This is a genomic window from Mesopusillimonas faecipullorum (genome assembly GCF_020539505.1).
GTDB lineage: Bacteria > Pseudomonadota > Gammaproteobacteria > Burkholderiales > Burkholderiaceae_B > Mesopusillimonas > Mesopusillimonas faecipullorum.
In genome coordinates this window covers 337,453-362,954 of sequence record NZ_JACDXW010000001.1, presented here as the reverse complement: position 1 = coordinate 362,954, position 25,502 = coordinate 337,453, and the positions used below count along the sequence as shown (strand labels likewise).

Sequence of the window (25,502 nt, the reverse complement as noted above, 5' to 3'; positions counted from 1 at the left end):
TCATGATGAGCGACTCGCCAGAATACGAACGCATACTAGCCCTCAGAAGCACCATCGAAGCGCACAATCGGCGCTATTACGTAGATGATGCGCCGACCATCTCGGATGCGCAATACGATGCCTTGCTGCGCGAGCTTGAGGCGCTGGAAGACAAGTATCCACAGTGGTTGTCGCCGGATTCGCCCACGCAGCGTGTAGGCGCGACGCCGGCGGCTTCGTTTGCCAGTGTCAGCCATTCCATTCCCATGTTGTCGCTGGCCAATGCTTTCGATGCAGAAGAGATTCATGCATTTGACAAGCGTGTCAGTGACACTTTGCTTGCAGCCGGCTTGTTGACGCCGGGCGGACAAGTTGAATACACGGGCGAATACAAATTCGATGGCACCGCCATCAGTTTGCGCTACGAGCAAGGGCGTTTGGTGCAAGCCGCCACGCGCGGCGATGGTCAAGTCGGTGAAGACGTCACGCACAACGTTCGCACCATGCGTTCTATTCCACTGTCTTTAGGGGCCGAGTGCCCGCAAGTACTGGAAGTGCGTGGCGAGGTGCTTATGTACCGCGCTGATTTCGAGGCCTTGAACCAGGCTCAGCAGGGGCGTCGCGAAAAAATATTCGTCAACCCTCGTAATGCCGCGGCGGGCAGCCTGCGTCAGCTTGACCCCCGCATTACCGCTCAGCGCCCGCTGCGTTTCATGGCCTATGGCTGGGGTGAATGGCAGGGGAAGGCTGTGCCCCCTACGCAAATGGGTGTGCTGGATGCGCTCATGCAAATGGGTTTGCCGGTTAATACCGACAGGCGTGTTGTACGAGGCGCTCAAGGTCTATTGGATTTTTACTTGGCGGCTCAGGCCAAACGTAACGCGCTGCCCTTTGACATTGACGGAGTGGTGTTCAAGGTCAATGCGCTACAGGCGCAGCAAGTGCTGGGTTTTGTGGCCCGTGCACCGCGTTTTGCCATTGCGCACAAATTCCCGGCCCAAGAAGAAATGACGCGCCTGCTGGACATAGAAGTGCAGGTAGGGCGTACCGGTGCCATTACGCCAGTGGCGCGTCTTAAACCCGTATTCGTGGGCGGCGTAACGGTTACAAATGCCACGCTGCACAACGAAGATGAAATCAAGCGTAAGGACGTTCGCATAGGTGATACCGTCATCGTGCGCCGCGCAGGCGACGTCATACCCGAAGTCGTGGGTGCCGTCACCGAGTTGCGCGGCCCCGATACGCAGGCATTCGTCATGCCTACGCGATGCCCGATTTGCGATTCCGCCATCGTGCGCCTTGAGGGCGAAGCGATCTCGCGTTGCACTGGGGGCTTGTATTGCTCGGCTCAGCGTAAGCAAAGCCTGTTGCACGCCGCGGGCCGTAAGGCGCTGGATATCGAAGGTCTGGGCGAGAAACTGGTAGAGCAGCTGGTCGATAGCGGGCGCATCACCTCGCTGGCGGACTTGTTCACCTTGCGTGTTGAAGAGCTGCTTAACTATGAGCGCATGGGCCGCAAATCAGCGGAAAATTTGATCGCCGCACTCGATGAGGCTCGCCGTCCCAAGCTTGGGCGGCTGTTGTTTGCTTTGGGGATACGTCATGTGGGTGAGACTACCGCGCGCGATTTGGCGCGTTGTCTGGGCTCTATGCAGGCTGTGATGCAAGCCGATGAAGCAAGCTTGCTGACGATACCCGATGTGGGGCCGGTAGTGGCGGATTCCGTGGCGCGTTTCTTTGCAGAGCCGCACAACCGCGAGATCGTAGCCAAATTACTGGCTGCCGGAGTCGAACCACAAGCCGAGGCTGCGCCTCAGGGTGGGCAGGCCTTGGCCGGCAAAACCTTTGTGCTGACAGGCACTTTGCCTACGCTCACCCGTGACGAAGCCACCCGGCGTATTCTTGCTGTCGGCGGCAAGGTCAGCGGCTCGGTGTCGGGTAAAACGGCTTATGTGGTTGCCGGCGAAGAGGCCGGTAGCAAGCTGGTAAAGGCTCAACAGCTGGGCGTGCCCATTCTGGACGAGGAAGGACTGCTAGCCTTACTGGCTTAACCCCGGACTCAAGCCGGCTTTGTCGTGTTGTTCCAGGGCATATGCATCAGCAGGCGGGCCATCCCGCACAAACCAGACACACCGGCAAAAATCAAACCGGCACCGACTGCCCCTGACAGGGCGTGGAACCATGGCGAGACGGTGGCACCCAGCACTGCTCCTAATAAGACCAGTGTGCCCGCCGCAATCTGTACCTGCCGTTGCAGCTCCATAGGCTGGGAAGCATCTTTTACTACTGGCAGCCCAGCTTGCTTCCAGGCATCCAGCCCACCTTCCAGCACATAAGCGTCGCAAGCCGCGCAAGCGCTGAGCGTAGTGGCATTAAGCTGTGTGCGATTGCCTGAGCGGCAATGGAAAATGACGCCTGCCGCGACATTAAGTGGCGATGCCTTTTTCAGATTCTCCATGGAAACGTTGCGGGCGACAGCAATGTGTTCCCTAGCATGTTCGTCCGCCGCTCGGATGTCGATCAGGACGGCGCCTTGATCAAGTAGTTCGTGGGCGGCTTGAGCAGAGATGGGTTTCAAAGACATGAGGATAGGACTCCAGGTGGTCGGTCTCAAGGGCAGAAAATGGTTTTGAGCGTGGCAATGAGCGTCTTCACGTCAGGGTTATCGATCCGGTAATGCAAGGTTTGGGCTTCTCGGCGAAACGTGATCAAACCTTCCTCGCGCATTTTGGCCAGATGCTGAGAGAGTGCGGATTGGCTGAGGGGAACATATTCGTGCAAAGTTCCCACTGTCATTTCGCCGTGTTCGATAAGTAAACACAGCACCAGCAAGCGATGCTCATTGCCAACGGCTCGCAGCATGGCAGCCGCCTTGACGGCGCCTTCCTGTATGAACAGCTGATCTTGCATAGTCATCATTTGTTATTTCGTATTATTCTAATTTAGCACTTTCTTATATAAAAAGAAAGATTGGCCTTTATGCTCGAAGAAGGGTGTCTTCTTCACCAATTGGGATAGGCACCCAAGTACCCAGCCACCATGGCGCTGTGTGCGCTATGCGGGATTGAAGTCATGAGGAAATAAAAAAACCCGGCTGCTTTGCAAGAAAGCCTGCCGGGTTTGGGTCTTTCAGGTGGCGCCATGAGTCGGCGCCGCCATGTTTGTTACTTACTTGATCGTGGCCGATTTCATCAGGTCGTCGCGCATTTTTGCCAGGCTTTGCTGGCGCAGCATGTCTTCGATCTGAGGGCGCACGGAGTCGAGTGCGGGGAACTGCAAGGCGCGTGTGTCTTCGACTTCGATGACGTGCCAGCCAAATTGGCTTTGCACAGGCTCTTGCGTCATTTCGCCTTTTTTCAGCTTTTCGGCGGCTGCAGCGAATTCGGGCACGTAATTGGTGACCGGACCCCAGCCCAGGTCGCCGCCATTTTGGCCGCTACCGGGGTCGATGGAGCTTTTTTTGGCTGCCGCTTCGAAAGTGGTTTTCTTGCCCTTGATGTCGGCGATCAGTTTCTTGGCTTCAGCTTCGTCTTTGACCAGAATGTGACGTAGCTTGTATTCTTGACGGTCGGCTTGTGCGCCTTTGATTTCGTCGTAACGGGCTTGAACCTGGGCGTCGGTGACGGGGTTCTTTTCGAGGTAGTCTGACATCAGGGCATGGGCCAGAATGCTTTGGCGGGCCAGTTCAAGCTCTTGGCGCACATCGGCTTTTTTATCCAGGCCGGCTTTTTCGGCCGCCTGAACAAAAACTGCGCCGTTGATCATTTCTTGCTTGACGCGCTCGCGCAGTTCGGGGGTGTCGGCTTCACCACGCTCGACGAGCAAGGCGACAAGTTCATCAAATTGTTTTTGCGGGATAGCCTTGCCGTTGACCGTTGCGAGGTTCTGGGCGTAAACAGGTGCGGCCATCGCAATTGCGAGAGTCAGCGTTGCGAGTCGTTTCATGTGTTGCCTTTGTTGGAACTTGGCTTGGCGTCTATGGCCAGCGCATGGATGGGATGGGGGATGAGATCTTGGACCAAATCATACACGAGGCGATGGCGGGCCAAGGGCAGTTTGCCATTGAATTGCGCACAGGAAATGCGCACTCGAAAATGGCTTGCGCCAGTCTGTGCGCCGGCATGGCCGGCATGCATATGAGACTCGTCGATGATCTCTAGGGTGTCGGGCTGTAACGCAGCCAGTCGCGCGCGAAGCAGCTCAGCGCGGTCTTGTGCGGACATGGATTCAGGGCTCCTTGGAAGAGGAAGAAGCGTCAGGGGATTCGTGAGCAATATGGCGACCCAGCCAGACAGACTGAGCCAGTATGAACACGATCATCAACGCCATCAGGCCGAACACCTTGAAGTTGACCCATTGTGAGTCGGTGAATTGGCCGGAAAAGGCGACATAAAGATTCAGTGCGCCGGACACGAAAAAGAACAATGCCCAGGCAAGATTGAGCCGCGTCCAGACCGGGTCGGGCAAAGTAATCTGTTTGCCCATGACGCCTTGAATGACGTTGCGGCCAAACAGCCATTTACCCAGTAGCAGCGCCAAACCAAACAGCCAATACAGTACGGTGGGCTTCCATTTGATGAAGGTATCGTCGTGGAAGAACAGCGTGGCGCCGCCAAACACAAGGATGATGCCCAAGTTGACCCAATGCATGGGTTCTATGGTTGAGCGCTTGATCTTAAGCCAGGCAATCTGGCCCACGCCGGCAACCATGGCGACAGCGGTAGCGGTGAAAATATCCGCGTAGCGAAACGCCAGGAAAAACAGAATCAGGGGGAAGAGATCGAAAAGCAGCTTTTTCATTCTTGGGGTTCGAACGTCATGGACGCGGAGTTGATGCAAAAGCGCAGGCCGGTCGGCGCGGGGCCGTCGGGGAAAACGTGACCCAGATGGCCGCCGCATTGACGGCACATGACTTCAGTGCGCACCATGCCATGACTGTGATCGGTTTCTTCTATCAGTCGCTCGGGGTCTATGGGTGCAAAGTAACTGGGCCAGCCGCAACCTGCGTCGAACTTGGTGTCAGAGTGGAACAGCGGCGTGTTACAGCCTGCGCAGCGGTACAAACCCAGCTGAGTGGTTTGCCAATAAGCTCCCGAGAATGGGCGCTCGGTGCCTTTCTGACGCAGTACATGGAAAGACATGGGTGACAGCTGAGCTTGCCATTCAGCTTCGGTTTTGCGGACTTTCGGAAAAGACATAGCGGCAAATTCGGAATGCGTGGGTTGAGCACATGCTTTTAGGTCGGCACGCCCGCAAGCCTAAATACGCGGGTTTACAGGAAGTGCGCCAACGCTTCGAGCGTGGGAGACTATGTTAATCGACTTTCTTGCCGAGCGTTGGTTCCGCAAACCCGTCAGAAACCATACTTGTCACCTGAATGAGGTAAGGGCGCCGATGTTACAGAGAAATACAGGGAATCCCCTAAGAGGCGTTTCATTTTGAATTGGGCCATAATGCGCAGCTAAATTAGATTTAATTTCGAATGTTAGTGTGGCAACCGGTTTGGTACCGATCGTCGGTTCCAACGGATTTTTATAAAATTCCAACCCCCGGTTGCCTTGTTTCTTGTTCTCGTGGCATTGCGGGTGCGCTCCTTCTTTTCAAGACAGGATGTAGTTAGATGGACTCAACCATAATATTCATATTGCTCCAGGACGGTATCCTGAATGGCGCGGTGTATGCTTTGCTGGGCTTGGCCCTGGTGATGGTATACCTTGTTACCCGCGTCATCTTTATCCCACAGGGCGAATTCGTCGCCTATGGCGCGCTGACGCTGGCCTTTTTGGTCAACGGCCACGTGCCAGGTACGGTGAAGCTGCTGCTCATAATAGGGGCGCTCACTTTTCTCGTCGAACTCTTTTCCATTATTCGTTCCGGCGAATGGGGCAGATTGTTCAAGGCGGCCATCTGGAATCTTGGCTTGCCTATCGTCTTGTACCTCGTTGCGCCTTACGTCGTGGGCGCCGACAAGCCCCTGTGGCTTAGCGTGCTGTTCTCGCTGGCGCTGGTCATCCCGCTGGGCCCCATGCTGTATCGCCTGGTGTATCAGCCTATTGCCGAAGCCAGCATCTTGGTTCTGCTCATTATTTCGGTGGCCGTGCACTTCACGCTGCTGGGACTGGGCTTGGTATTCTTTGGTGCGGAAGGCTGGCGTACCCCCGCCTTCATGGATGGCCAGATCGAAATCGGTTCGATCAGCTGGTCTGCCCAGACGCTCTTTGTGCTACTGACATGCGTCGTGCTCATCGGGGTGTTATGGGTGTTCTTCGGTAAAACACTGTATGGGCGCGCTCTGCGAGCGACCGCAGTCAACCGCCGCGGTGCCCGCCTGGTTGGTATCAGTACCAATATGTCCGGCAGTCTTACGTTTACCTTGGCCGCTGCCATTGGGGCTTTGTCCGGCATGCTCATCGCGCCGGTTACCACCATTTACTACGACACCGGCTTTCTCATCGGCCTGAAAGGGTTCGTGGCGGCCATTATTGGTGGTCTAGCCAGTTATCCCCTCACGGCGGTGGGCGCCTTGTTCGTCGGCATCCTGGAAGCCTTCTCCTCGTTCTGGGCCAGCGCCTACAAAGAGGTCATCGTATTCACCCTGATCATCCCCGTCCTGCTGTGGCGTTCGTTCGGCACGACGCACGTCGACGAGGAGTAACATCATGAATCTGAACCGCATCATTCTCGTCGTATTTATTTTGGCGTTGGGGGTACTGCCCCAACTCGCATCCACCCCCGAGTTCTGGATTACCCAGCTCAATTACGTGGGCTTGGCAGCATTGGTCGTGTTGGGCCTGGTGCTTCTCACGGGTGTTGGCGGCCTTACCTCTTTCGGCCAAGCCGCGTTCGTCGGTATAGGGGCCTACACCACAGCCTATCTCACGACGGCTGCGGGCTGGTCTCCCTGGTTTGCCTTGGTGGCTGGTTTGCTGATCACCTTTGCCGTGGCTTTCGTCCTTGGGGCCATCACCTTGCGTTTGTCCGGGCACTATTTGCCGCTGGGTACTATCGCATGGTGCTTGTCGCTGTACTACTTGTTCGGCAACCTTAGCTTCTTGGGGCAATACGACGGTATTGCCGGCATCCAGCCCATCAGCTTCTTGGGTTTGTCTTTGCTCGATGGCCGCGACATCTTCTACCTGATCTGGGTTTTTGTCTTCCTGTCCATGTGGGCTACGCGCAACCTGCTCGACTCCCGTCCCGGGCGTGCCATTCGCGCACTCAAAAACGGCAAGGGCATGGCCGAATCTTTCGGCGTGAACATGGCTTCTTACAAAGTCATTATCTTCGTCTACTCGGCCTTGCTGGCTTGCGTGTCGGGTTGGTTGTATGCGCATATGCAGCGTGCCGTCAGCCCCAGCCCCTTTGGCCTGAACTACGGTATTGAATACTTGTTCATGGCGGTCGTGGGTGGGGGTAGCAGTGTGTGGGGTGCCATCATGGGCTCCAGCCTTATTCTGCTGCTCAAAGACCAGATCCAGAACGTGTTGCCCAAGCTCATCAATACCACCGCCAACTTCGAGCTGGTCGTCTTCGGTATTTTGATGATTCTGGTGCTGCAATATGCTCGCGACGGCATTTGGCCCATTATTTCTGGGTGGTGGGCTTCCATCACTGGTCAAGGCGAAGCCAAGCGCAGGCGCGGTCCTCCCCCTGTAGTCGAAGCCTTGCCCCAACGCTCCCGTCCGCAAGCGGGTACCTTGGTACTCGATGTCGAATCGGCACGTAAGCAGTTTGGCGGCTTGGTGGCGGTCAACGATATCAGCTTCAAGCTCAAGGCAGGCGAAATCGTCGGTTTGATCGGGCCTAATGGCGCAGGTAAAAGCACGACTTTCAACCTCATCACCGGCGTGTTGCCTGTCACCAGTGGCACTGTTACCTTCCTGGGTCAGCGCCTCGAAAAACTGCCCTCGCGTGAGATCGCCAAGCTGGGCGTAGGTCGTACCTTCCAGCACGTGCAGTTGCTGCCCACCATGACGGTTCTCGAAAACGTCGCCTTGGGTGCCCACCTGCGCAGTGGTGTAGGCGTACTCCAGGCCGCTCTGCACATCGAACGCAAAGACGAGGCACGCTTGCTGCACGAGGCAGCCAAGCAGTTGCATCGTGTCGGTTTGGGCGACTACCTCTACGAGCAAGCCGGTAATCTGGCATTGGGCCAACAGCGTATTCTTGAAATTGCTCGCGCTTTGGCGGCCGACCCTGTCCTGCTGCTGCTTGACGAGCCTGCCGCCGGTCTGCGCTACAAAGAAAAGCAAGAGCTCGCAAAAGTGCTTGGTCAGCTTCGTAGCGAAGGCATGAGCATTCTGCTCGTAGAGCATGATATGGACTTTGTCATGAACCTCACCGACCATTTGGTTGTCATGGATTTCGGCACCAAGATCGCCGAGGGCACGCCGGACGTCGTGCAGGCCAACCCGGCTGTGCTCGAGGCCTATTTGGGCGGCATTGATGATGATCTTGAATTGGAAGGCGCGGAAGGGACTCCCGCCACGGCAGGAGGTGTGGCATGAACGCAGCAAGCCAATCGGCGCAAGCCGTACTGAAGGTAGATAATCTTTCCACGCAATACGGCAAGGTCAACGCGCTGGTAGGGGCCAACATCACGGTCCCGGCGGGCAGTATCGTTACTGTCATCGGCGGTAACGGTGCCGGCAAATCCACCTTGCTCAACTCCCTGATGGGCTCATTGCCCACAGTGGGCCACAGTTCGGGCTCGGTGCAGTATCTGGGCCAGCAGGTTGAATCCTGGCAGGTCGAGCGGCGGGTTGCAGCGGGCATGTGCCTGGTGCCCGAAACCCGCGAGCTCTTCGGCAGTATGTCAGTCGAAGACAATCTGCTGCTGGGTGGCTTCCGTATGTATCGTGCAGGCAAGGCCGGCTGGAAAGAAAAAATGGACGAGGTTTTCGAGCTGTTCCCGCGCTTACGCGAACGGCGTTGGCAGCAAGCGGGTACGCTGTCGGGAGGCGAGCGCCAGATGCTGGCTGTAGGCCGAGCCCTGATGGCCCAGCCTAAGCTTTTGATGCTGGATGAGCCCAGCTTGGGCTTGGCGCCCCGTATCGTGCGCGAGATCTTCTACATCATTGGCCGTTTGCGCAGCACGGGTGTTTCCATTCTGCTGGTAGAGCAGAACGCGCGCGCCGCCTTGCAGGTAGCCGACTACGGTTATGTGCTTGAAACCGGCGAAGTGGTGCTCGAAGGGCCGGCCAAAGAACTCGCGGGCAACCCACGGGTGATCGAAAGCTATCTTGGTCTGGGTAAAAAAGCGACCGAAGAAGCCTGAGTTCGGGCGCCAGCCGTTTCAGGGCAGGTAAGCAAAATGGGGCAGCCCTTAAGGGGATGCCCCATTTTTTTCGGTACCAAGCAGCCGCTAGGCAAGCCTGGCTAAATGCCCGTTAAGGTAAAGAGCCTTCGCTTGAAAACAACTGCCCTTCGCTAAGGGCATAGCATTGGTCAACCAAGCGTTCTACATAAGCTTGGGTGCGTTCTAACAGCACCAGGGTGTAGCGTTGCGCTTTGAGCTGTGAAATAGCCTGGGACAGCAACCCCAAGTTATCCGGCCCCAGATGCTCGGAGATTTTATTCAGCATGATCAGGTTGACCCCGGTGCGCAGAATGCGCCCCAGCGCCAGTAGATGCCGTTGCTCGGCTGCCAAGCTTGCGCTGGAGTGGTCTTTTACTTCGTGTAAAGTAGGAAAAAGCTCGTAGATTTCGGCCAGCGAGAGCCCGCCACCCAGGCAGGTGCCTTGTTCTGACGGCATGAGAAGGTTTTCTTCGCAAGACAGGCTGGGGAGCACGTCGGGGAAGGGGTGGCTATAACCCAAACCCAGGGCGTAGATGCGCTCCATGGGTAGGTGAATGGCCTCGGTGCCGTGAATGCGCATAGAGCCTTCTCGACGGTCTGCCAAGCCCAGAATCGCGCCGATAAGCGCGCTGCGGTGGAAGTCGTCGTGGCATAGCAATGAAACGGCCTGGCCTGGCGCCACGCTGAGATTAAGCCCCTTTAGGGCGGGTAGCGCGCCGTGCCAACTATGCAGATCGGCAAGCTCTAGGGCGGGGATGGCTGATGTCATATACGCAAGATAAGACCGGTGATACAGCCAGGCAGCTGAGCTTGCCTATGCGCTTACCGTGGAACGCATTTCATCAGTATGACAGCCCTTGGCGACTCTGGGCATGAGGGTTGTCACGCACCCTGAGCTTCAAAGCGTTCAGGCGCGTGTTTTGTCTGGGTACTCGCAAAGGTCGGCGATGCCGCACTGCGGGCATTTAGGTTTGCGTGCCACGCAGATATATCGACCATGCAGAATCAGCCAGTGGTGTGCATCCAGCAGGTATTCCTTGGGAATGGTCTTTTCCAGTTTGCGCTCAACCTCGAGTACGGTTTTTCCGGTTGCCAGGCGTGTGCGGTTGGCCACCCGGAAAATATGGGTGTCGACAGCGATGGTGGGTTGACCGAAGGCCGTGTTCAACACCACATTTGCCGTTTTGCGACCGACGCCGGGTAAGGCTTCCAGCGCGGCACGATCTTGGGGCACTTCGCCGCCATGTTCGCGCAGTAATATCTCGCAGGTTTGTATGGCGTGTTTGGCCTTGGTTTTGTAAAGGCCTATGGTACGAATGGCCTGGGTCAGGCCTTCCAACCCCATGTCTAGCAGGCCTTGCGCGGTGCCATGCTCGGGGAAAAAACGTGCAGTGGCCAGGTTTACCGATTTATCCGTAGCCTGAGCCGAGAGCAATACGGCAATGAGCAATTGAAAGGGGGTGTCGTAGACGAGTTCCGTCGTGGGCTTAGGATTCGCTGCCTTCAGGCGGGCGAAGATTTCCTTTCTTTTCTGAGCATTCATGGGTGTTTGGTGGCTTGCCGACGGGCGCGAGCGCGGGCCAAGACATCAGCAATGATGGCTTGTTTGCCCTGATCGTCCAGCTGGGCGGCTTGGCTAAGGCTGGCTTTATTGGCTAGGTTGCGTGCGGCCAAGCTGGCTTGTTCGTCATGTCGGCTTGATACGCGAGCCTGGCGTTGTTGATAACGCTGGCGCGCCTGCTGCGCCAGCGTGGGGGTCCAGTCAAACCTAGCCGCTTGCATGTCTATGCAGTCTACGGGACAGGGTGGCACGCATAGCTCGCAACCTGTGCATAATTCGGCCACGACGGTGTGCATCTGCTTATTGGCGCCTACGATGGCGTCTACGGGGCAGGCCTGTATGCACAGCGTACAGCCTATGCAGTGGGCTTCGTCTATGACAGCCAAGCTCAGTTCCTGATGGGGGCCGCACTCCGGGTCGAGCTCTAGCTCGGGGCGGTTCAGCAGGGCGGCCAAGGCCTGAATGCCAGCCGTGCCGCCCGGCGGACAGCGGTTGATGTCTGCCCGTCCTGCTGCCATATCCTCGGCATAGGGGCGGCATCCCTCGTAACCGCAGCGCGTACATTGGGTTTGCGGCAGTAGGGCGTCTATGCGCTCAACGAGTGTGAGAGGGGCAGCGTTCGTCATTGATCAATACATAACGCCCGCCCGGTAATGGGGCGGGCGGTGTGGGGTTTGCAACAGCAAGCTCAGTCGTGTTGGCGAATGAAATCGCCTATGCGCGGACAGATGTTCTCGCGCCAGCGACGGCCCGAGAAAATACCGTAGTGGCCGCAGTTGAGCGCGGTCAGGTGTTGGCGCTTGGCGGGTGGAATGCTGGTGCACAGTTTATGGGCGGCCTTGGTTTGTCCTTGGCCGGAAATGTCATCCAGTTCGCCTTCGATGGTAAACAGGACGACATTCGTGATGGCGCTGGGGTCTACCAACTCGCCGTCGATTTCCCAACGCCCGGTAGGCAGCAGATGTTCTTGGAACACCACGCGTATGGTGTCCAAGTAGAACTCGGCGGGCATATCCAGCACGGCATTGTATTCGTCGTAAAAGCGCCTATGAGCCTCGGCATCGCCGTCATCGCCCTTGAGCAGGTCAAGGTAATAGTCGTAATGCGATTGCAGATGACGATCGGGGTTCATGGCCACAAAGCCCGCGTGCTGCAGGAAGCCCGGGTATACGCTGCGACCTTCTCCGGGGTAGCGCACCGGCACACGATGGATCAGTGTGTTTTCGAACCAGCTGAACGGTTTGGTGATGGCCAGCTTATTGACTTCAGTGGGCGACTCACGCGTGTCGATGGGGCCGCCCATCATCGTCATGCTGCGCGGCAAACAGGGGTCGTTCTGTGCAGCCATTAAAGAAATGGCGGCCAGTACCGGCACCGTCGGCTGACAGACCGAAATGACGTGAACCTGTGGACCGAGCAGGCGAATGAACTCTTGTACGTAACGAACGTAGTCGTTCAGGTGGAAAGGCCCATGCCTGAGCGGTACCTGCCTGGCATCTACCCAATCAGTAACGTAGACATTGTGATTGGGCAATAGCGCACGCACGGTGTCTCGCAACAGGGTGGCGTGATGGCCGGAAAGCGGGGCTACCAGCAGTACGGTTGGGTCGGCTGCACGAGCAGCCGGCACGCTGCGCTTGAAGTGCACCAAATTACAGAAGGGTTTGGCCAGCTCGGTAACGGTATGCACGTTTACGCTTTTGCCATCGACTTCGGTGCTGTCCAGGCCCCAGGCCGGCTTTTCGTAGTCTTTGCCAAGGCGGTGCAATAAGTCGTAGGTGGCAGCCATTTGGCGCGACACCGGCGTGTAAGCCAGCGGGCTGTAAGGGTGCGAAAACAGTTTGGAACCCGTGTCGGAGAAGGCCGTGAAGGGGTTCAGAAACGTCCGTTGAAGCTCATGGAAGTCGTACAGCATCAAAATCACCCTGGGTTTTTGTTGTCCTTGTTTTAATCATAAAGCATGTTCAGCTTGCGGCGGTGCTTTGTATCATCAGGGAACGCAAAGTGGCTACCAGTAGTTCTCTACCGCCAAAGTGCCGGTGTTGCCACGGCGCCCTGCGGCAAAACCTCGGGCCTGCAATAGGGCGCGGGCCTGTGTCACCATCTCGGGGTTGCCGCACAACATGACCTTGGATTGAGCGGGATCCAAGGGGCAATCGGCCAATTGTTCCAACTGCCCGTCTTCTATCAGTTGCGTCAGACGCGCCGAGGGCATGCCGGGCAGTGTTTCGCGCGTAGGAATAGGCAGATAGCTTAGGCGTGCGCTGGGAGAAGAATGCACCGAGGAAGGTGGGCCTTGCAGGCTCCAGGCTTGCAGCGATTCGCCATAAGCCAGTTCTTCGCGATGGCGCACGCCATGCACGACTATGATACGGTCGAAATTTTCCCAAACGTGGCTATCTTGCAACATAGACAGATACGCTGACAACCCTGTTCCTGTGGACAATAGCCACAGATTGCCGCCCGGAGCAAAGCGGTCTAGCGTAAGGAAGCCGACTGGGGTTTTATCTATGTAGAGCGTGTCGCCAGGCTGAAGCTTTGCCAGCAGCGGGCTGAACTGGCCATCAGGGACGACGATGGAGTAGAACTCCAGGCCCTCTTGCCGGGGGCCGTTCACCATGGAATAAGCTCGCCACAAAGTGGGAGGGCCGTCTGGGTCGGTAGCGGCGGGCAGCCCCAGCCGGGCAAACTGCCCGGCGGTGAACTGGTAAGCGGGGTCGCGCGTGGTGCTCAGTGAGAGCAGCTTGCCCGGAACCCAGAAGTGAACGCGAGTAACGGTTTGAGGGGTGTAAACAGACTCGGTCGTCATGCCCTTTCCAAATATTGCAGCTTGCCTGGCTTGCCGTTCCAGTCGTCGGCGTCGGGTAAAGAATCTTTGGCCCGGCTGATTTCCTTGAATACGGGGGTCAGCTCGGCATTAAGCTCGATAAAGCTGACTTGGTCTTCAGGAACGTCTTCTTCGGCAAAAATGGCATTTGCCGGGCATTCGGCTACGCACACGGCACAGTCAATGCATTCATCCGGGTCGATGACCAAGAAGTTGGGGCCCTCGCGGAAACAGTCTACGGGGCACACGTCGACGCAGTCGGTGAACTTGCATTTGATACAGTTTTCGGTAACAACGTGGGTCATGCCTGTAGAACTCCGGTATATCTTAGGAACGCAGCCAGCAGGTAAAGGGGGGTAGGGACGTAAGAAACCAGGCCGGCATCCTGTGGATGAAGGCGCAACCCTGCTGGCAAGACTAGGGGTGAAAACTGGGATTTTAGCCAATTCCTGCAATAAAGCCCGAGTAGCCCTGATAAGCTCATGGAAGCGAGCGTAAGTGCGCGTGCACGCGCACAAGCGGCGTGCTATGGTTTGCGCTGTGTCGAACAGTGCCTTAATCGCCGCCGTCGCGCGGGCGTCATCATGATCATCACGTCTTTGCTGGATACCGATCTTTATAAATTTTCGATGATGCAGGTCGTCTTGCATCATTTTCCCGCCGCACAGGTCGAGTACCGCTACAAGTGCCGTACGCCGGGGGTCAATCTGCAGCCCTACCTGGACGAGATACGCGCCGAAATCCACGCCTTGTGTCAGCTGAAGTTCACCGAACCCGAGCTCGACTACCTGCGAGGCCTGCGCTTTATCAAGAGCGACTTCGTCGACTTCCTGGGGCTGTTTCACATGCCCGAAAAGTGCATACAGGTGGCGCCAGGGGCCGATCCCGGCGAAATAGACATTCAGGTCAAAGGGCCGTGGCTGCACACTATCCTGTTTGAAATTCCCGTTCTGGCCATCGTCAACGAGGTCTATTTCCGTAATACCTGCACTGAACCCGCTTGGGAAGAAGGTAGGCAGCGCTTGCAGTCCAAAATGCAATTGGTGCTCGACGACCCTGAGCTTGCCGATTTTCGCGTGGCCGAATATGGCACCAGGCGGCGCTTTTCCAAGCAATGGCATGCCGAAGTCGTTGCCACCATGAAATCGGAGATGGGTAAACATTTTGCCGGCACCAGCAATGTGATGTTTGCCATGCAGCATGGGGTAACGCCTTTGGGCACCATGGGCCACGAGTATCTGCAGGCCTGCCAAGCGCTGGGCCCGCGCTTACGAGACTCCCAGGTATTCGCGCTTGAAGTCTGGGCCAAAGAATACCGGGGTGACTTGGGTATCGCGCTATCTGATGTGTATGGCATGGATGCTTTCCTGCGCGATTTCGACATGTATTTTTGCAAACTCTTTGACGGCGCCCGTCACGACTCCGGCGATCCCTTTGTATGGGGTGAACGCCTGCTGGCGCACTATGCCGCCAACCGAACCGACCCACGCACCAAAACCTTGGTGTTTTCCGATGGTTTGAATATTCCCCGCGCCATCGAGTTGGCCAAGCGGTTTGCCGGGCGTTGCAAAGTTTCTTTCGGCATAGGCACCAACCTAACCAACGACTTGGGTCATGAACCCTTGCAGATAGTCATGAAGATGGTGCGTTGTAATGGGCAACCGGTTGCCAAGGTGTCTGACGCACCCGAAAAGACCATGTGCGACGACCCCGCCTACCTGGCCTATTTGCGCCAAGTGTTTCAATTGCCTCCCGCCTAAGGCGGGCCCCCTTTTTTTCATCTACAAACATCTTTATTGGAGCAGTCATGAGTGAACTGAAACGTGTGGGCGTGGGCGCGCGGATGTCCGAGGCAGTGGTGCACAATGGGGTCGCCTATCTGGCCGGCCAAGTTACCGACGATACGTCGCTGGATGTCGAGGGGCAGACGGCGCGTGTTTTGGCCATTATCGACCGCATTCTGGCCGACGTGGGTAGCGATAAAACACGCATCTTGTCTGCACAGGTGTTTCTGCCCGAGATTGCCGATTTTGCCGCCATGAATCGTGCCTGGGACGCTTGGGTACCCCAAGGGCAGACGCCTGCACGCGCCACCATCGAGGCACGTCTGGCTGCCCCCGAGTACAAAGTAGAAATTCTGGTGTTGGCTGCGCTGAACTGAAGCCACTGTTTTCATTAAAGTACCAGCAAGGCGGCCAGCGTGCCGCCTGTTTCTTTGCAGCGTGTCAAGTCATTGGGCGCAACGGTCTTGGGTGCCAGAATCGCTGCCCGGGTCTGGGCGCCGTTGCGGATGATCAAAGGCGGGGCGACCGAACGTAGGCGCCAACCCGTGCAGATGCGTTCAAGCTGGCGCGCGGCCCCCTCGCCATCGGTGCCTGCGGCAATTATCACGGCGTAAGGCTTGCCGTTGCAGGCGTCCAGTACGTCGTAGTAGCAGCGGTCCAGGCAGTCTTTCATTTCACCGCTAAGCGCCCCAAGATTCTCGGGGGCGCAAAACAAGTAAGCATCGGCTTGCAGCAGGTCTTGGGCCTGGGTATCGCGAGCAGCCAAAATGCTGACTTCGGCGCTGTCATCGGCTTGCAGCGCAGCCAATGCTTCGCAAGCACCCGTGTAAGCCGCCCGCGCCATTTGGCTGGCGGCGCCGGTGCGCGAATGCCAGACGATAATAAGCTTTTTACCCGAGGGAATGGACATGGCTGAGGCTTTGCTGCTGAAGCTGTGACGCTGGTAGTATAGGAAGCTTTCCGGCAGTGCGGCCAGGCTGGGTCTGCCACCACGGCACGCACTATCGAACAAAACGGCTCTGGATTTGTCAGTGCATCATGCCCACAAGTGTCCCGCCCGTCTCGCTTACAGAGACTCCCGATGTGTTTGGCCCCCAATGGCTGGAACAGGTTTCCATAGATCTCGACCCTGACGGGCGCGAGCTCTTGGCGCGTGCAGCCCAGTGGGCTAGCCGACATCTGCCGGGCGAGCAGGCCAGTACGGGCGAACCTTTGGCCACGCATTGTGCCGGCGCCGTGAATATTCTGACGGCGCTGGGCGCTGATGCCGCCACCCGTGCCAGTGCTTTGCTGTGCACCGTTTCGGCACCCGGCGACAATGATTCCAGCAGCACCGAGGCGCTGCACGCTGCCTTCGGTGGTGAAATCGTCGAGCTTGTGCAGGGTGCCAGGGCTTTGTTGCGCCTGAGTCATGTTTCAGCCAAGCCGCAGGCAGGCGGGCAGGCACCCGCCAATCAAAAAGAGATGCGTCGCAAGATGCTGCTGGCCATGGCAGCCGATTTGCGTATTGTGTTGCTGCGCTTGGCGTCGCGATTGCAGTCGCTGCGGTGGTTTGCCGCGTCGCGCGAACCCTGCCCGCCGTTCTACGCGCAGGAAACCATGGAGCTCTACACGCCCTTGGCCAATCGGCTGGGGATCTGGCAGCTTAAGTGGGAAATGGAAGATCTGGCTTTCCGCTTCCTGCAGCCCGACATCTACAAAGATATTGCCCGCCAGCTGGAAGACAGGCGCCAAGAGCGCGAAGCCCTGATTGCCAGCATGGTTGAACAATTGCAGCAAGCCTTGCTCAAGGCAGGCGTGCGCGCCAAGGTCTCGGGTCGTCCCAAACACATCTACAGCATCTGGAACAAGATGCGCAATAAAAACCTGGCCTTTGGTCAGCTATACGATTTGCGCGCCATGCGTGTCATTGTCGATGACGAACGCGCCTGCTATGCGGCGCTGGCGCTGGCTCACGCGCTGTGGACGCCGGTGGCTGACGAGTTCGACGACTATATCTCGCGTCCCAAGCCCAATGGTTATCGGTCTTTGCACACGGTGGTTGCCGATGCGCAGGGGCGAACCTTTGAGATTCAAATCCGTACGCAAGAAATGCATGTTTACGCCGAATACGGCTTGGCTGCACACTGGCGCTATAAAGAAGCAGGGCCTCAGGGCGGTACGCAGCAGGCCGGCAGTGGCTACGACAAAAAAATCGCCTGGATGCGGCGTTTACTGGCTTGGGAGAAAGAAGACGATGCGGCGCCTGGCGCCGTGCCCGAGACACCGCCACCTTCGACTAAACAGGCGGCTGAGCGTATCTATGTGATGACGCCACAAGCCCGGGTCATTGAGCTGCCGGCCCAGGCGACGCCTGTTGATTTCGCCTACGCTTTACATACCGACCTGGGGCATCGCTGCCGAGGGGCAAAAGTGGATGGCAGCATGGTGCCTTTATCCACGCCGCTCAAAACCGGCCAGACGGTAGAGGTCATCGCGGCCAAGGCGGGCGGCCCGTCGCGCGACTGGCTCAATCCACAGCTGGGTTACTTGGCCAGTCAGCGTTCGCGCGCCAAGGTGCGCGCCTGGTTCAATGCCATAGAGTTGCAGGCGCGCATTTCCCAAGGCCAGGATCTGGTCGAGAAAGAGCTGCAGCGTCTGGGCAAGACTGCCATCAACCTGGAACACCTGGCGCAACAATTGGGCTTCGCCAAGGCCGACGATCTATACGTTGCCGTCGCCAAGGACGAGTTCAGCCTGCGACAAGTCGATGCCGTTCTTAATGCGGCAACCCAAGCGGCCACTACCGATGCAGAGCCCACCTTCGTGCATAGGGTGGTCAAAGCCACGCAGCCCGACCGCGGTGGGGTCTTGGTAATGGGCGTCGACGCACTGATGACGCAACTGGCCCGGTGCTGCCGCCCAGCGCCACCTGATTCCGTGGCAGGGTTTGTCACACGTGGGCGCGGCGTTTCCGTACACCGGCAAGACTGCCCGGCTTATCGCGCCCTTATCGAGAAAACCCCAGAGCGCGCCATCTCGGTAGAGTGGGGAGACACCACGGATGCTGTTTACCCGGTAGACATCACCATCCATGCTCAGCAAAGTCATGATTTGCTGCGTGACCTGTCTGAAGTCTTCAGCCGTCTGCGTTTGAACGTCATCAGCGTTAACACGCAAAGCCGTGCTTCGCTGGCTCATATGGTCTTTACCGTAGAGGCACGAGGGGGCGAACAGATTGCCAAGGCCTTGGCTGCGCTCAACGAGCTTGAGGGCGTGACGGCTGAGCGGCGCTAAGGGGCGCGCAAACCCCCCGCTTTAACGCACGCTGCTAAAATGAAGAATTCCCCTGAAAAGACGGTGTTTTTCTGCCCGTCTTGCCTTCAACCGAGAGTAACGCCTTGAAACCCTACAGTTTGCCCGACGAACGGGGGCATTTTGGACCCTATGGTGGCTCGTTTGTGTCCGAGACGCTGGTGCACGCGCTTAACGAGTTGCGCGCTGCCTACAGCAAGTACCGCGAAGACCCTGAATTCCAGCGTGAGTACGCTTACGAGCTCAAGCACTTTGTGGGTCGGCCCAGCCCTATCTATCACGCGCGTCGATGGTCCGAAAAACTGGGCGGGGCGCAAATCTGGTTCAAGCGCGAAGATCTCAATCACACCGGTGCTCACAAAATCAATAACTGCATAGGTCAGGCCTTGTTGGCCAGACGCATGGGCAAGCCGCGCGTTATTGCCGAAACCGGCGCAGGCCAGCATGGTGTCGCTACGGCAACTGTGGCGGCGCGCTATGGCCTGGAATGTGTGGTTTACATGGGCAGCGAAGATGTGCGCCGCCAGGCTTCCAACGTGTACCGCATGAAGCTGCTGGGCGCCACCGTGGTGCCTGTGGATTCGGGTTCGCGTACGCTTAAAGATGCGCTTAACGAAGCCATGCGCGATTGGGTGACCAACGTCGAGAACACTTTCTACATCATTGGTACGGTGGCCGGGCCTCATCCCTATCCCGCCATGGTGCGCGACTTCCAGGCCATCATCGGGCAGGAATGCATAGAACAGGTGCCCCTGGAAACCGGTCGTCAGCCCGATTTTGTGGTGGCGGCGGTGGGCGGTGGCTCAAATGCCATGGGTATTTTTCACCCCTACATTGATTACCAAGACGTCAAACTCATAGGGGTTGAGGCAGCCGGCGAAGGCTTAAGCTCCGAGCGCCACGCGGCCTCGTTGAATGCGGGGTCGGTTGGTGTGTTGCATGGCAATCGCACCTACGTTTTACAAGACGAAAACGGTCAGGTCTGCGAAACCCATTCGGTTTCCGCCGGTTTGGATTACCCCGGCGTTGGCCCAGAGCACGCCTGGTTGAAGGATTCCCAGCGAGCCCAGTACGTAGGCATTACCGATAGCGAGGCCCTGCAGGCTTTTCACGATTGCTGCCATACCGAGGGCATCATGCCGGCGTTAGAGTCTTCTCACGCCATTGCACATGCCGTCAAGCTGGCCCCTACCTTGCCTAAAGACAAGGTAATTCTGGTTAGCTTGTCTGGTCGTGGCGACAAAGACATGCATACGGTCGCCGAATTCAGTGGTATTAAGCTATGAGCACCCAAGTCAATACAAACGACAGGCTGGCAGCAGCTTTTGCGCGCATCACACCGCGTCCCGCATTGATCCCGTACGTCACCTCGGGCTATCCGTCAGCGCAGGCCACCCCTGCGGTCATGCATGCCTTGGTTAAGGCCGGTGCCGACATCATCGAGCTCGGCGTTCCGTTTTCCGACCCTATGGCCGACGGCCCCGTCATTCAGCAGGCTAGCGAGCATGCCATTCGCCAAGGCGTAGGCTTGGTTCACGTTCTGCAAATGGTCGAGGCCTTCAGGCGTGATGATCAGCAGACCCCCGTCGTGCTGATGGGTTATGCCAACCCTATCGAACGCATGGGTCAGGCTAAGTTTGTCGAGCAGGCCCAAAAAGCCGGCGTAGACGGTGTTTTGGTTGTTGATTACCCTCCCGAAGAAGTGGCCGAGTTTGCCGCCATGATGGAGGCTGCCGGCATGGCGCTGATCTTCCTGTTGGCGCCCACGTCTACCGACGAGCGCATTCAACAGGTGGCCCAAGTAGCGCGAGGCTACGTTTACTATGTTTCGCTTAAGGGCGTTACAGGCGCAGGCAATCTCGACGTCGATGATGTGGCTAAGCGGCTAGACGCCATTCGGCGTCACATCAAGGTGCCCGTAGGTGTAGGCTTTGGCATCCGAGACGCAGATAGCGCCCAGCGTGTGGGTAAGGTGGCAGACGCCATTATTATCGGCACCAGGCTGATTCAATCCATGCAGGAAGCCGTAGCGCAAGGCGAGCAAGCAGGTACTGACTCATCCGGGCTAGATCAGCGTGCCGCGCAGGCGGCGCACGATTGGCTGTCGGGTATTAGTCAGGCCTTGCAGTCTGTTGCGGCGCCCACCCAGATAACCGAGGATGCTTCACGATGAGCTGGATAGAAAAAATATTGCCGCCACGGATCAATCGCACGAATGATGCGAACTCCCGACGCGTGCCCGAAGGGCTTTGGGTCAAATGCCCCAGTTGCGAAACCGTTCTCTATAAAGAAGATTTGGTTGCCACGCTGAACGTGTGCCCTAGTTGCAGCCATCATATGCGTATCGGCGCCCGCGCCCGCATCAATTCGCTGCTCGACGCCGAAGGTCGCGTCGAAATCGGGGGCAGCACGCGCCCTATGGATCCTCTTAAGTTCAAGGATTCGCGCAAGTATCCCGACCGGGTTTCTGAGGCCGTCAAACAGACGGGGGAATCCGAGGCCTTGGTCGCCATGTCCGGGCGCATCCAAAACCTGCCAGTGGTGTTGGCCTGCTTCGAATTCGCTTTCATGGGCGGCTCCATGGGCTCGGTGGTGGGGGAGCGTTTTGCACGGGGTGTGCAAGAAGCCATACGTCAGCGCAGTCCCTTTGTTTGCGTGGCTGCCTCGGGTGGGGCGCGCATGCAAGAAAGCCTGTTTTCGTTGATGCAGATGGCTAAAACCAATGCCATGTTGACGCGTCTTTCCGAAGCCGGTCTGCCTTTTATCAGCATTCTTACCGATCCCACCATGGGCGGGGTCTCGGCTAGTTTTGCTTTCATGGGCGATGTCGTGATTGCCGAGCCTAAGGCCTTGGTGGGTTTTGCCGGGCCTCGAGTCATCGAGCAGACGGTGCGCGAGAAGCTGCCCGAGGGCTTTCAGCGTGCCGAGTTCTTGTTGGCTAAAGGTGCTATAGACATGATCGTCGATAGGCGCGAGTTACGCTCCGAGTTGGCGCATCTGTTGGCTTTGCTGACGCGTCAGCCAGCCGAAGTCATTGCCCAGGAGAGGCCGACGCCGCAGGCATAAAAATAAGCGCCACTTTACAAGTGGCGCTTGGTAGCAGCAGATAAAGGCCGGGTGGTATCACCCGGCCTTTATCGTTAGTGGGTTTCCACCTGCTGCAAAGGCTCGTCGGCGACGGCGCTGACACGCTTGCGTGCACGGCCCAGAACAGGCTTAGGCGCGTCATGAGCCTCTGGTGAAGTGGCTTGTGGACGGGTCTCGATCAGTTGCAGGCCGGATTCCTGAACAGCGCTGGCCACGATGGGTGCCTCAGGGCTGGCAGGCGCAGTCTGTGCGGGAGACGGCTCGGGCTTGACGTCTGCCACAGGCGCTGCTGCCTGAGGCTCAACTTCAGCTTCAACCTTGGCAATGGCTGGTTCCGAGGCTTCAGGGGCAACATCATTGATGACCGTTTCGATAGGCGCTGGCGTTTCGGCCGGGGCTTGGGCGACGGTTTCAGCAGATGCTGCGGTCGGCGAAGCAGTGACTTCAGCTTGGTCGGCAGGCGCGCTGCTCTGCGCTTGAGGCTCGGCTTGAACTGGCTCGGTTTGCACCGACTCGGCTTGTGCAGGTTCGGTCTTTTCAGCTTCGACCTGTTGCACAGGCTGTTCCTGGGTTACCGGGGCAGCGTCCGAGGGAAAGGTGAGGGCCTGAGGATCGAACTTTGGCGTCTCGTGTGTGACGATGGCGGGTTCGGCTGCGACAGGCGCTGCAGCTTCGGTTTGAGCCGGTGTGGACACCTGGACATGGTCTTCGGTGGCGGCTGTGGATGAGGCCGTCTCGACCTGAGCGCTGACGGGGGTTGCCGGCGTGTTCGCGTCGCTATCATCTTCTGCCGTGTCGTCGGCGTTGATGTCCGTAGCGGCGCCTTCAGCGCCACGGCGGCTGCGACGACCGCGACGACGACGGCGCTTGCGCTCGGGGTCGACTTGTTCGCCGTCTTGGCTGGTTTCCAGTGCCTCGGTATCGGTGTCGCCGGCCTCTTGCGAGTCGCTTACATCGACGGCTGGCGCGGCTGGCACATTCGCGGCAACGGCTGCTGCCGCAACGACGGGCGTGGAAGTGACCGCGTTATCGCCGGCGCTGGTAGCTTCTTGCAGCGAAGTGTCAGTGGCTTGTGGGTTATCAACGGCCTGGGCCTCGTCTCGGCGGTTACGGCCACGGCCACGGCGGCTGCGACCATTGCGGCTGGAGCCACCTTCTTGGGCTTCTTCAGTGGCTGCGGCGACAGGTGCGGGTGCCTCGATAACAGGAGCGGTCTCAGGCTGACGACGCGGCGGGCGTGTGCTGCCGTTGGCAGACTGGCGTGTGTTGCGACGCTGCTCGGTATCTTCTTCGTCCGTGCGACGCTCGTTGCGGCGACCTCGGTTGCGTTCGCGGTCTGCTTGGCCTTGTTGTGCTTGGGCACCGCGTTCGCGACGGCCTTCGCCACGGTTGTTGCGCGAGCCATTACCGCCTTGTGCGTTGCGGCGGGAGCTACCTTCGGTCTTTTTGGCGCCTTCGGTGCTGCTATCAGCTTGAACCGCATCGTTGGCGGCATTGCCGCTCAGCCAAGAGAAGAGGCGCGTGAACAGCCCTGGTTTGGGCGTGCCTTGAGCGGCGGGCGCTGCAGCGGCTGCCTGGACTTGTGGTCGCGGTGCGGGCTGTGAAGGCGTAATGCCTTTAACCAGTGCTTCGGGGCGCTGACGGGCTTCTTCGGCCTTATTGGGTTGCCACTCTACCAGGGTGCTGGGCGCTTGGGCCAAGTCAAAGCTGGATTTGCTGTCCTCGAGACGTGGGTCGTCGTGGCGCAGGCGTTCAATGTGATGGTGCGGGGTTTCGAGGTTCTTGTTGGGGATAAGAACCAAGTTGACCTTAAGGCGCGACTCGATCTTGGTGATGTCGTTGCGCTTTTCGTTAAGCAAGTAAGTGGCCACCTCTACCGGCACCTGCGCATGCAAGGCAGCGGTGTTTTCTTTCATGGCTTCTTCTTGCAGCAGGCGCAACACGTGCAGGGCGCTGGATTCCGCGTCGCGGATGACGCCGGTGCCATTGCAGCGTGGGCAGGTGATGTGTGAGCCTTCGTTCAGGGCTGGGCGCAGGCGTTGGCGCGAGAGCTCCATCAGGCCGAAGCGCGAAATCTTGCCCATTTGTACGCGGGCGCGGTCGAAGTGCAGGGCATCGCGCAGGCGCTGTTCAACGGCGCGCTGGTTCTTGCTGTCCTCCATATCGATGAAATCGATGACGATCAGGCCGCCCAAGTCGCGCAGGCGCAACTGGCGGGCGACTTCGTCGGCGGCCTCAAGGTTGGTGCGCAGCGCGGTTTCTTCAATATCGGCACCGCGCGTAGAACGTGCGGAGTTGACGTCGATGGCGACCAGCGCTTCGGTGTGGTCGATGACGACCGCACCGCCCGAGGGCAGTTGAACCGTACGCGAGTAGGCGGTTTCGATCTGGTGTTCGATCTGGAAGCGCGAGAACAGGGGGACGTCGTCGCGATACATTTTGACCCGATGCAGATTGTCGGGCATGACCACGCTCATGAAAGCCTGGGCTTGCTCGGCTATCTCTTCGGTGTCTATCAGTATTTCACCGATTTCGGGTGAGAAATAGTCGCGTATGGCGCGAATGACCAAGCTGGATTCGAGGTAGATGAGGATGGGGGCGGCGTTCTCGCGTGCGGCGGTGTCTATGGCCGTCCACAGTTGCATAAGATAGACCAAATCCCACTGCAGCTCTTCGACACTGCGGCCTATGCCCGCAGTGCGGGCAATCAGGCTCATGCCTTGGGGCACGTTGAGCTGCTCCATGGCTTCGCGAAGCTCTTGGCGGTCTTCACCCTCTACGCGGCGCGAAACGCCACCACCACGAGGGTTGTTGGGCATGAGCACCAGATAACGGCCGGCCAGCGAAATGAAAGTCGTCAGGGCGGCGCCTTTGTTGCCGCGTTCTTCTTTCTCGACCTGGACAATGAGTTCCTGGCCTTCTTTCAGGGCTTCTTGGATGCTGACGTTACGGTGGTCAACGCCTTCTTTGAAGTAGCTTCTGGCGACTTCTTTAAAGGGTAGAAAGCCGTGACGTTCTTCGCCATAGTTAACGAAGCAGGCTTCGAGGCCGGGCTCGATGCGGGTGATGACGCCTTTATAGATGTTGCCCTTGCGCTGTTCGCGCCCGGCAGTTTCGATGTCCAGATCGATGAGTTTCTGTCCATCGACGATGGCGACGCGTAATTCTTCTTGATGCGTCGCATTGAACAACATGCGTTTCATGAGGTGTTTCTCCGTAGTCATGGCGCTCCGTTTATCGGAGCGCGACCGCGGGCCACACTAGGTACGGCGCAAAAGCTTGCAGGGGGCAGGGGGCCGACGGCGCCTTGCCCCGACGACGTCAGGCAGGCACGATGCGTGGATGATCACGCGATTCAGTCAGCAGTAGGGTCAGGGTCACGGGTGGTGAGGTTGACGAAAAACGGTTTGCTGGGAGTGACAGACGAGCCTGTAAAGTAGGAGGGCTCGTCTGGTGCGTATGCGATAACTTTTTTGCAATGCTTCAGTGCCGCAAGCGGCTGGCAAGGGGTTGGGAAGGGCGGCAGTATGTCTGCTCGCCAAATATTTATCAACGCAACCCGTTGCGCCGGCGACCTGGTGACCCGAAAGCTGGAATTCAGGCAGTACAATAGTGTGGTCTTGCGACCCACGGAGACGCATCCGTTGCATCTCTACGCAGGTGTGTTTCCCA

24 protein-coding genes are annotated in these 25,502 nt (G+C 58.0%); 10 read left to right on the top strand and 14 right to left on the bottom strand.

What is annotated here, in order from left to right:
* The first annotated feature begins 2 nt into the window (after nt 1-2).
* Complete coding sequence (gene ligA, locus H0484_RS01715; protein ID WP_226952704.1) at nt 3-2,030, top strand: NAD-dependent DNA ligase LigA; 2,028 nt, start codon at nt 3-5, stop codon at nt 2,028-2,030.
* Between the two features lie 8 nt (nt 2,031-2,038).
* Here the strand turns inward: ligA and H0484_RS01710 are convergent, their stop codons facing one another.
* The 6 genes from H0484_RS01710 to msrB form a co-directional block, all read right to left on the bottom strand.
* The gene (locus H0484_RS01710; protein ID WP_226952703.1) at nt 2,039-2,563 is read right to left on the bottom strand and encodes a rhodanese family protein; all 525 of its coding nucleotides are present in this window, start codon (nt 2,561-2,563) and stop codon (nt 2,039-2,041) included.
* A gap of 26 nt (nt 2,564-2,589) precedes the next feature.
* Nucleotides 2,590-2,898 (bottom strand): ArsR/SmtB family transcription factor, encoded by a 309-nt coding sequence (locus tag H0484_RS01705; protein WP_390624804.1) that lies wholly within the window; start codon nt 2,896-2,898, stop codon nt 2,590-2,592.
* A 249-nt stretch (nt 2,899-3,147) separates the two neighbouring features.
* Nucleotides 3,148-3,924 carry a peptidylprolyl isomerase gene (locus H0484_RS01700; RefSeq protein WP_226952702.1) on the bottom strand — a complete coding sequence of 259 codons (777 nt, stop codon included), beginning with the start codon at nt 3,922-3,924 and terminating at the stop codon, nt 3,148-3,150.
* Nucleotides 3,921-4,202, bottom strand: a complete 282-nt coding sequence (locus H0484_RS01695) for a BolA family protein (protein ID WP_226952701.1) — start codon at nt 4,200-4,202, stop codon at nt 3,921-3,923. The genes H0484_RS01700 and H0484_RS01695 overlap by 4 nt, the downstream gene beginning before the upstream one ends.
* Nucleotides 4,203-4,206: 4 nt before the next feature.
* Nucleotides 4,207-4,779 (bottom strand): septation protein A, encoded by a 573-nt coding sequence (locus tag H0484_RS01690; RefSeq protein WP_226952700.1) that lies wholly within the window; start codon nt 4,777-4,779, stop codon nt 4,207-4,209.
* Nucleotides 4,776-5,177, bottom strand: a complete 402-nt coding sequence (gene msrB, locus H0484_RS01685) for a peptide-methionine (R)-S-oxide reductase MsrB (RefSeq protein WP_226952699.1) — start codon at nt 5,175-5,177, stop codon at nt 4,776-4,778. The genes H0484_RS01690 and msrB overlap by 4 nt, the downstream gene beginning before the upstream one ends.
* A gap of 422 nt (nt 5,178-5,599) precedes the next feature.
* Between msrB and H0484_RS01680 the strand changes: the two genes are divergently transcribed.
* Genes H0484_RS01680 through H0484_RS01670 form a run of 3 tightly spaced genes read left to right on the top strand, consistent with a single transcriptional unit; the run spans nt 5,600 to nt 9,256 of the window.
* Nucleotides 5,600-6,634 carry a branched-chain amino acid ABC transporter permease gene (locus H0484_RS01680; protein WP_226952698.1) on the top strand — a complete coding sequence of 345 codons (1,035 nt, stop codon included), beginning with the start codon at nt 5,600-5,602 and terminating at the stop codon, nt 6,632-6,634.
* Nucleotides 6,635-6,644: 10 nt separating this feature from the next.
* Nucleotides 6,645-8,486: a branched-chain amino acid ABC transporter ATP-binding protein/permease gene (locus tag H0484_RS01675; protein ID WP_226953011.1), complete on the top strand. Its 1,842-nt coding sequence runs from the start codon at nt 6,645-6,647 to the stop codon at nt 8,484-8,486.
* Nucleotides 8,483-9,256 (top strand): ABC transporter ATP-binding protein, encoded by a 774-nt coding sequence (locus H0484_RS01670; protein WP_226952697.1) that lies wholly within the window; start codon nt 8,483-8,485, stop codon nt 9,254-9,256. Before H0484_RS01675 ends, H0484_RS01670 begins: the two co-directional genes overlap by 4 nt.
* 112 nt (nt 9,257-9,368) lie before the next feature.
* Here the strand turns inward: H0484_RS01670 and H0484_RS01665 are convergent, their stop codons facing one another.
* The 6 genes from H0484_RS01665 to fdxA all read right to left on the bottom strand — a co-directional run bounded on the left by H0484_RS01665 (nt 9,369) and on the right by fdxA (nt 13,970).
* A complete protein-coding gene (locus H0484_RS01665; RefSeq protein ID WP_226952696.1) occupies nt 9,369-10,046 on the bottom strand; it encodes an ABC transporter ATP-binding protein in 678 nt (225 codons plus the stop codon).
* A 138-nt stretch (nt 10,047-10,184) separates the two neighbouring features.
* Nucleotides 10,185-10,820, bottom strand: coding sequence for an endonuclease III (gene nth, locus H0484_RS01660; RefSeq protein ID WP_226952695.1), 636 nt, complete (start codon nt 10,818-10,820; stop codon nt 10,185-10,187).
* The gene (gene rsxB, locus H0484_RS01655; protein WP_226952694.1) at nt 10,817-11,464 is read right to left on the bottom strand and encodes an electron transport complex subunit RsxB; all 648 of its coding nucleotides are present in this window, start codon (nt 11,462-11,464) and stop codon (nt 10,817-10,819) included. The genes nth and rsxB overlap by 4 nt, the downstream gene beginning before the upstream one ends.
* Before the next feature lie 62 nt (nt 11,465-11,526).
* A complete protein-coding gene (locus tag H0484_RS01650; protein WP_226952693.1) occupies nt 11,527-12,753 on the bottom strand; it encodes a polyhydroxyalkanoate depolymerase in 1,227 nt (408 codons plus the stop codon).
* 93 nt (nt 12,754-12,846) lie between these two features.
* Nucleotides 12,847-13,647, bottom strand: a complete 801-nt coding sequence (locus H0484_RS01645) for a ferredoxin--NADP reductase (RefSeq protein WP_226952692.1) — start codon at nt 13,645-13,647, stop codon at nt 12,847-12,849.
* Nucleotides 13,644-13,970, bottom strand: a complete 327-nt coding sequence (gene fdxA, locus H0484_RS01640; protein WP_226952691.1) for a ferredoxin FdxA — start codon at nt 13,968-13,970, stop codon at nt 13,644-13,646. Before fdxA ends, H0484_RS01645 begins: the two co-directional genes overlap by 4 nt.
* Before the next feature lie 279 nt (nt 13,971-14,249).
* On the opposite strand from fdxA, the gene pncB reads away from it, so the two are divergent.
* A complete protein-coding gene (gene pncB / locus H0484_RS01635) occupies nt 14,250-15,425 on the top strand; it encodes a nicotinate phosphoribosyltransferase (RefSeq protein WP_226953010.1) in 1,176 nt (391 codons plus the stop codon).
* A 47-nt stretch (nt 15,426-15,472) separates the two neighbouring features.
* The gene (locus H0484_RS01630) at nt 15,473-15,826 is read left to right on the top strand and encodes a RidA family protein (RefSeq protein ID WP_226952690.1); all 354 of its coding nucleotides are present in this window, start codon (nt 15,473-15,475) and stop codon (nt 15,824-15,826) included.
* Between the two features lie 14 nt (nt 15,827-15,840).
* Here H0484_RS01630 and H0484_RS01625 read toward each other — a convergent pair whose 3' ends face one another.
* Nucleotides 15,841-16,359, bottom strand: a complete 519-nt coding sequence (locus tag H0484_RS01625; RefSeq protein ID WP_226952689.1) for a flavodoxin family protein — start codon at nt 16,357-16,359, stop codon at nt 15,841-15,843.
* A 128-nt stretch (nt 16,360-16,487) separates the two neighbouring features.
* Here H0484_RS01625 and H0484_RS01620 point away from each other — a divergent pair, with 128 nt between their 5' ends.
* From H0484_RS01620 to accD, 4 genes are all read left to right on the top strand, one after another.
* Nucleotides 16,488-18,725, top strand: a complete 2,238-nt coding sequence (locus tag H0484_RS01620) for a RelA/SpoT family protein (protein WP_226952688.1) — start codon at nt 16,488-16,490, stop codon at nt 18,723-18,725.
* 104 nt (nt 18,726-18,829) lie between these two features.
* Nucleotides 18,830-20,029, top strand: a complete 1,200-nt coding sequence (gene trpB, locus H0484_RS01615) for a tryptophan synthase subunit beta (RefSeq protein ID WP_226952687.1) — start codon at nt 18,830-18,832, stop codon at nt 20,027-20,029.
* A complete protein-coding gene (gene trpA, locus H0484_RS01610; protein ID WP_226952686.1) occupies nt 20,026-20,916 on the top strand; it encodes a tryptophan synthase subunit alpha in 891 nt (296 codons plus the stop codon). The genes trpB and trpA overlap by 4 nt, the downstream gene beginning before the upstream one ends.
* Complete coding sequence (accD, locus tag H0484_RS01605; protein ID WP_226952685.1) at nt 20,913-21,809, top strand: acetyl-CoA carboxylase, carboxyltransferase subunit beta; 897 nt, start codon at nt 20,913-20,915, stop codon at nt 21,807-21,809. The genes trpA and accD overlap by 4 nt, the downstream gene beginning before the upstream one ends.
* Nucleotides 21,810-21,883: 74 nt before the next feature.
* Here the strand turns inward: accD and H0484_RS01600 are convergent, their stop codons facing one another.
* On the bottom strand, nt 21,884-25,033 hold the full coding sequence (locus H0484_RS01600) for an Rne/Rng family ribonuclease (protein ID WP_226953009.1): 3,150 nt from the start codon (nt 25,031-25,033) through the stop codon (nt 21,884-21,886).
* Between the last annotated feature and the right edge of the window lie 469 nt (nt 25,034-25,502).

What these genes read in the sequence shown, in the direction of transcription:
- H0484_RS01705 (WP_390624804.1), bottom strand. Translation starts at nt 2,898, where the DNA reads ATGATGACTATGCAAGATCAGCTGTTCATACAGGAAGGCGCCGTCAAG.
- H0484_RS01620 (WP_226952688.1), top strand. Translation starts at nt 16,488, where the DNA reads ATGCCCACAAGTGTCCCGCCCGTCTCGCTTACAGAGACTCCCGATGTG.
- H0484_RS01625 (WP_226952689.1), bottom strand. Translation starts at nt 16,359, where the DNA reads ATGTCCATTCCCTCGGGTAAAAAGCTTATTATCGTCTGGCATTCGCGC.
- H0484_RS01700 (WP_226952702.1), bottom strand. Translation starts at nt 3,924, where the DNA reads ATGAAACGACTCGCAACGCTGACTCTCGCAATTGCGATGGCCGCACCT.
- pncB (WP_226953010.1), top strand. Translation starts at nt 14,250, where the DNA reads ATGATCATCACGTCTTTGCTGGATACCGATCTTTATAAATTTTCGATG.
- H0484_RS01600 (WP_226953009.1), bottom strand. Translation starts at nt 25,033, where the DNA reads ATGAAACGCATGTTGTTCAATGCGACGCATCAAGAAGAATTACGCGTC.
- H0484_RS01630 (WP_226952690.1), top strand. Translation starts at nt 15,473, where the DNA reads ATGAGTGAACTGAAACGTGTGGGCGTGGGCGCGCGGATGTCCGAGGCA.
- msrB (WP_226952699.1), bottom strand. Translation starts at nt 5,177, where the DNA reads ATGTCTTTTCCGAAAGTCCGCAAAACCGAAGCTGAATGGCAAGCTCAG.
- accD (WP_226952685.1), top strand. Translation starts at nt 20,913, where the DNA reads ATGAGCTGGATAGAAAAAATATTGCCGCCACGGATCAATCGCACGAAT.
- H0484_RS01665 (WP_226952696.1), bottom strand. Translation starts at nt 10,046, where the DNA reads ATGACATCAGCCATCCCCGCCCTAGAGCTTGCCGATCTGCATAGTTGG.
- nth (WP_226952695.1), bottom strand. Translation starts at nt 10,820, where the DNA reads ATGAATGCTCAGAAAAGAAAGGAAATCTTCGCCCGCCTGAAGGCAGCG.
- fdxA (WP_226952691.1), bottom strand. Translation starts at nt 13,970, where the DNA reads ATGACCCACGTTGTTACCGAAAACTGTATCAAATGCAAGTTCACCGAC.
- trpA (WP_226952686.1), top strand. Translation starts at nt 20,026, where the DNA reads ATGAGCACCCAAGTCAATACAAACGACAGGCTGGCAGCAGCTTTTGCG.
- ligA (WP_226952704.1), top strand. Translation starts at nt 3, where the DNA reads ATGATGAGCGACTCGCCAGAATACGAACGCATACTAGCCCTCAGAAGC.
- H0484_RS01680 (WP_226952698.1), top strand. Translation starts at nt 5,600, where the DNA reads ATGGACTCAACCATAATATTCATATTGCTCCAGGACGGTATCCTGAAT.
- H0484_RS01695 (WP_226952701.1), bottom strand. Translation starts at nt 4,202, where the DNA reads ATGTCCGCACAAGACCGCGCTGAGCTGCTTCGCGCGCGACTGGCTGCG.
- H0484_RS01645 (WP_226952692.1), bottom strand. Translation starts at nt 13,647, where the DNA reads ATGACGACCGAGTCTGTTTACACCCCTCAAACCGTTACTCGCGTTCAC.
- H0484_RS01710 (WP_226952703.1), bottom strand. Translation starts at nt 2,563, where the DNA reads ATGTCTTTGAAACCCATCTCTGCTCAAGCCGCCCACGAACTACTTGAT.
- H0484_RS01690 (WP_226952700.1), bottom strand. Translation starts at nt 4,779, where the DNA reads ATGAAAAAGCTGCTTTTCGATCTCTTCCCCCTGATTCTGTTTTTCCTG.
- H0484_RS01650 (WP_226952693.1), bottom strand. Translation starts at nt 12,753, where the DNA reads ATGCTGTACGACTTCCATGAGCTTCAACGGACGTTTCTGAACCCCTTC.
- H0484_RS01670 (WP_226952697.1), top strand. Translation starts at nt 8,483, where the DNA reads ATGAACGCAGCAAGCCAATCGGCGCAAGCCGTACTGAAGGTAGATAAT.
- rsxB (WP_226952694.1), bottom strand. Translation starts at nt 11,464, where the DNA reads ATGACGAACGCTGCCCCTCTCACACTCGTTGAGCGCATAGACGCCCTA.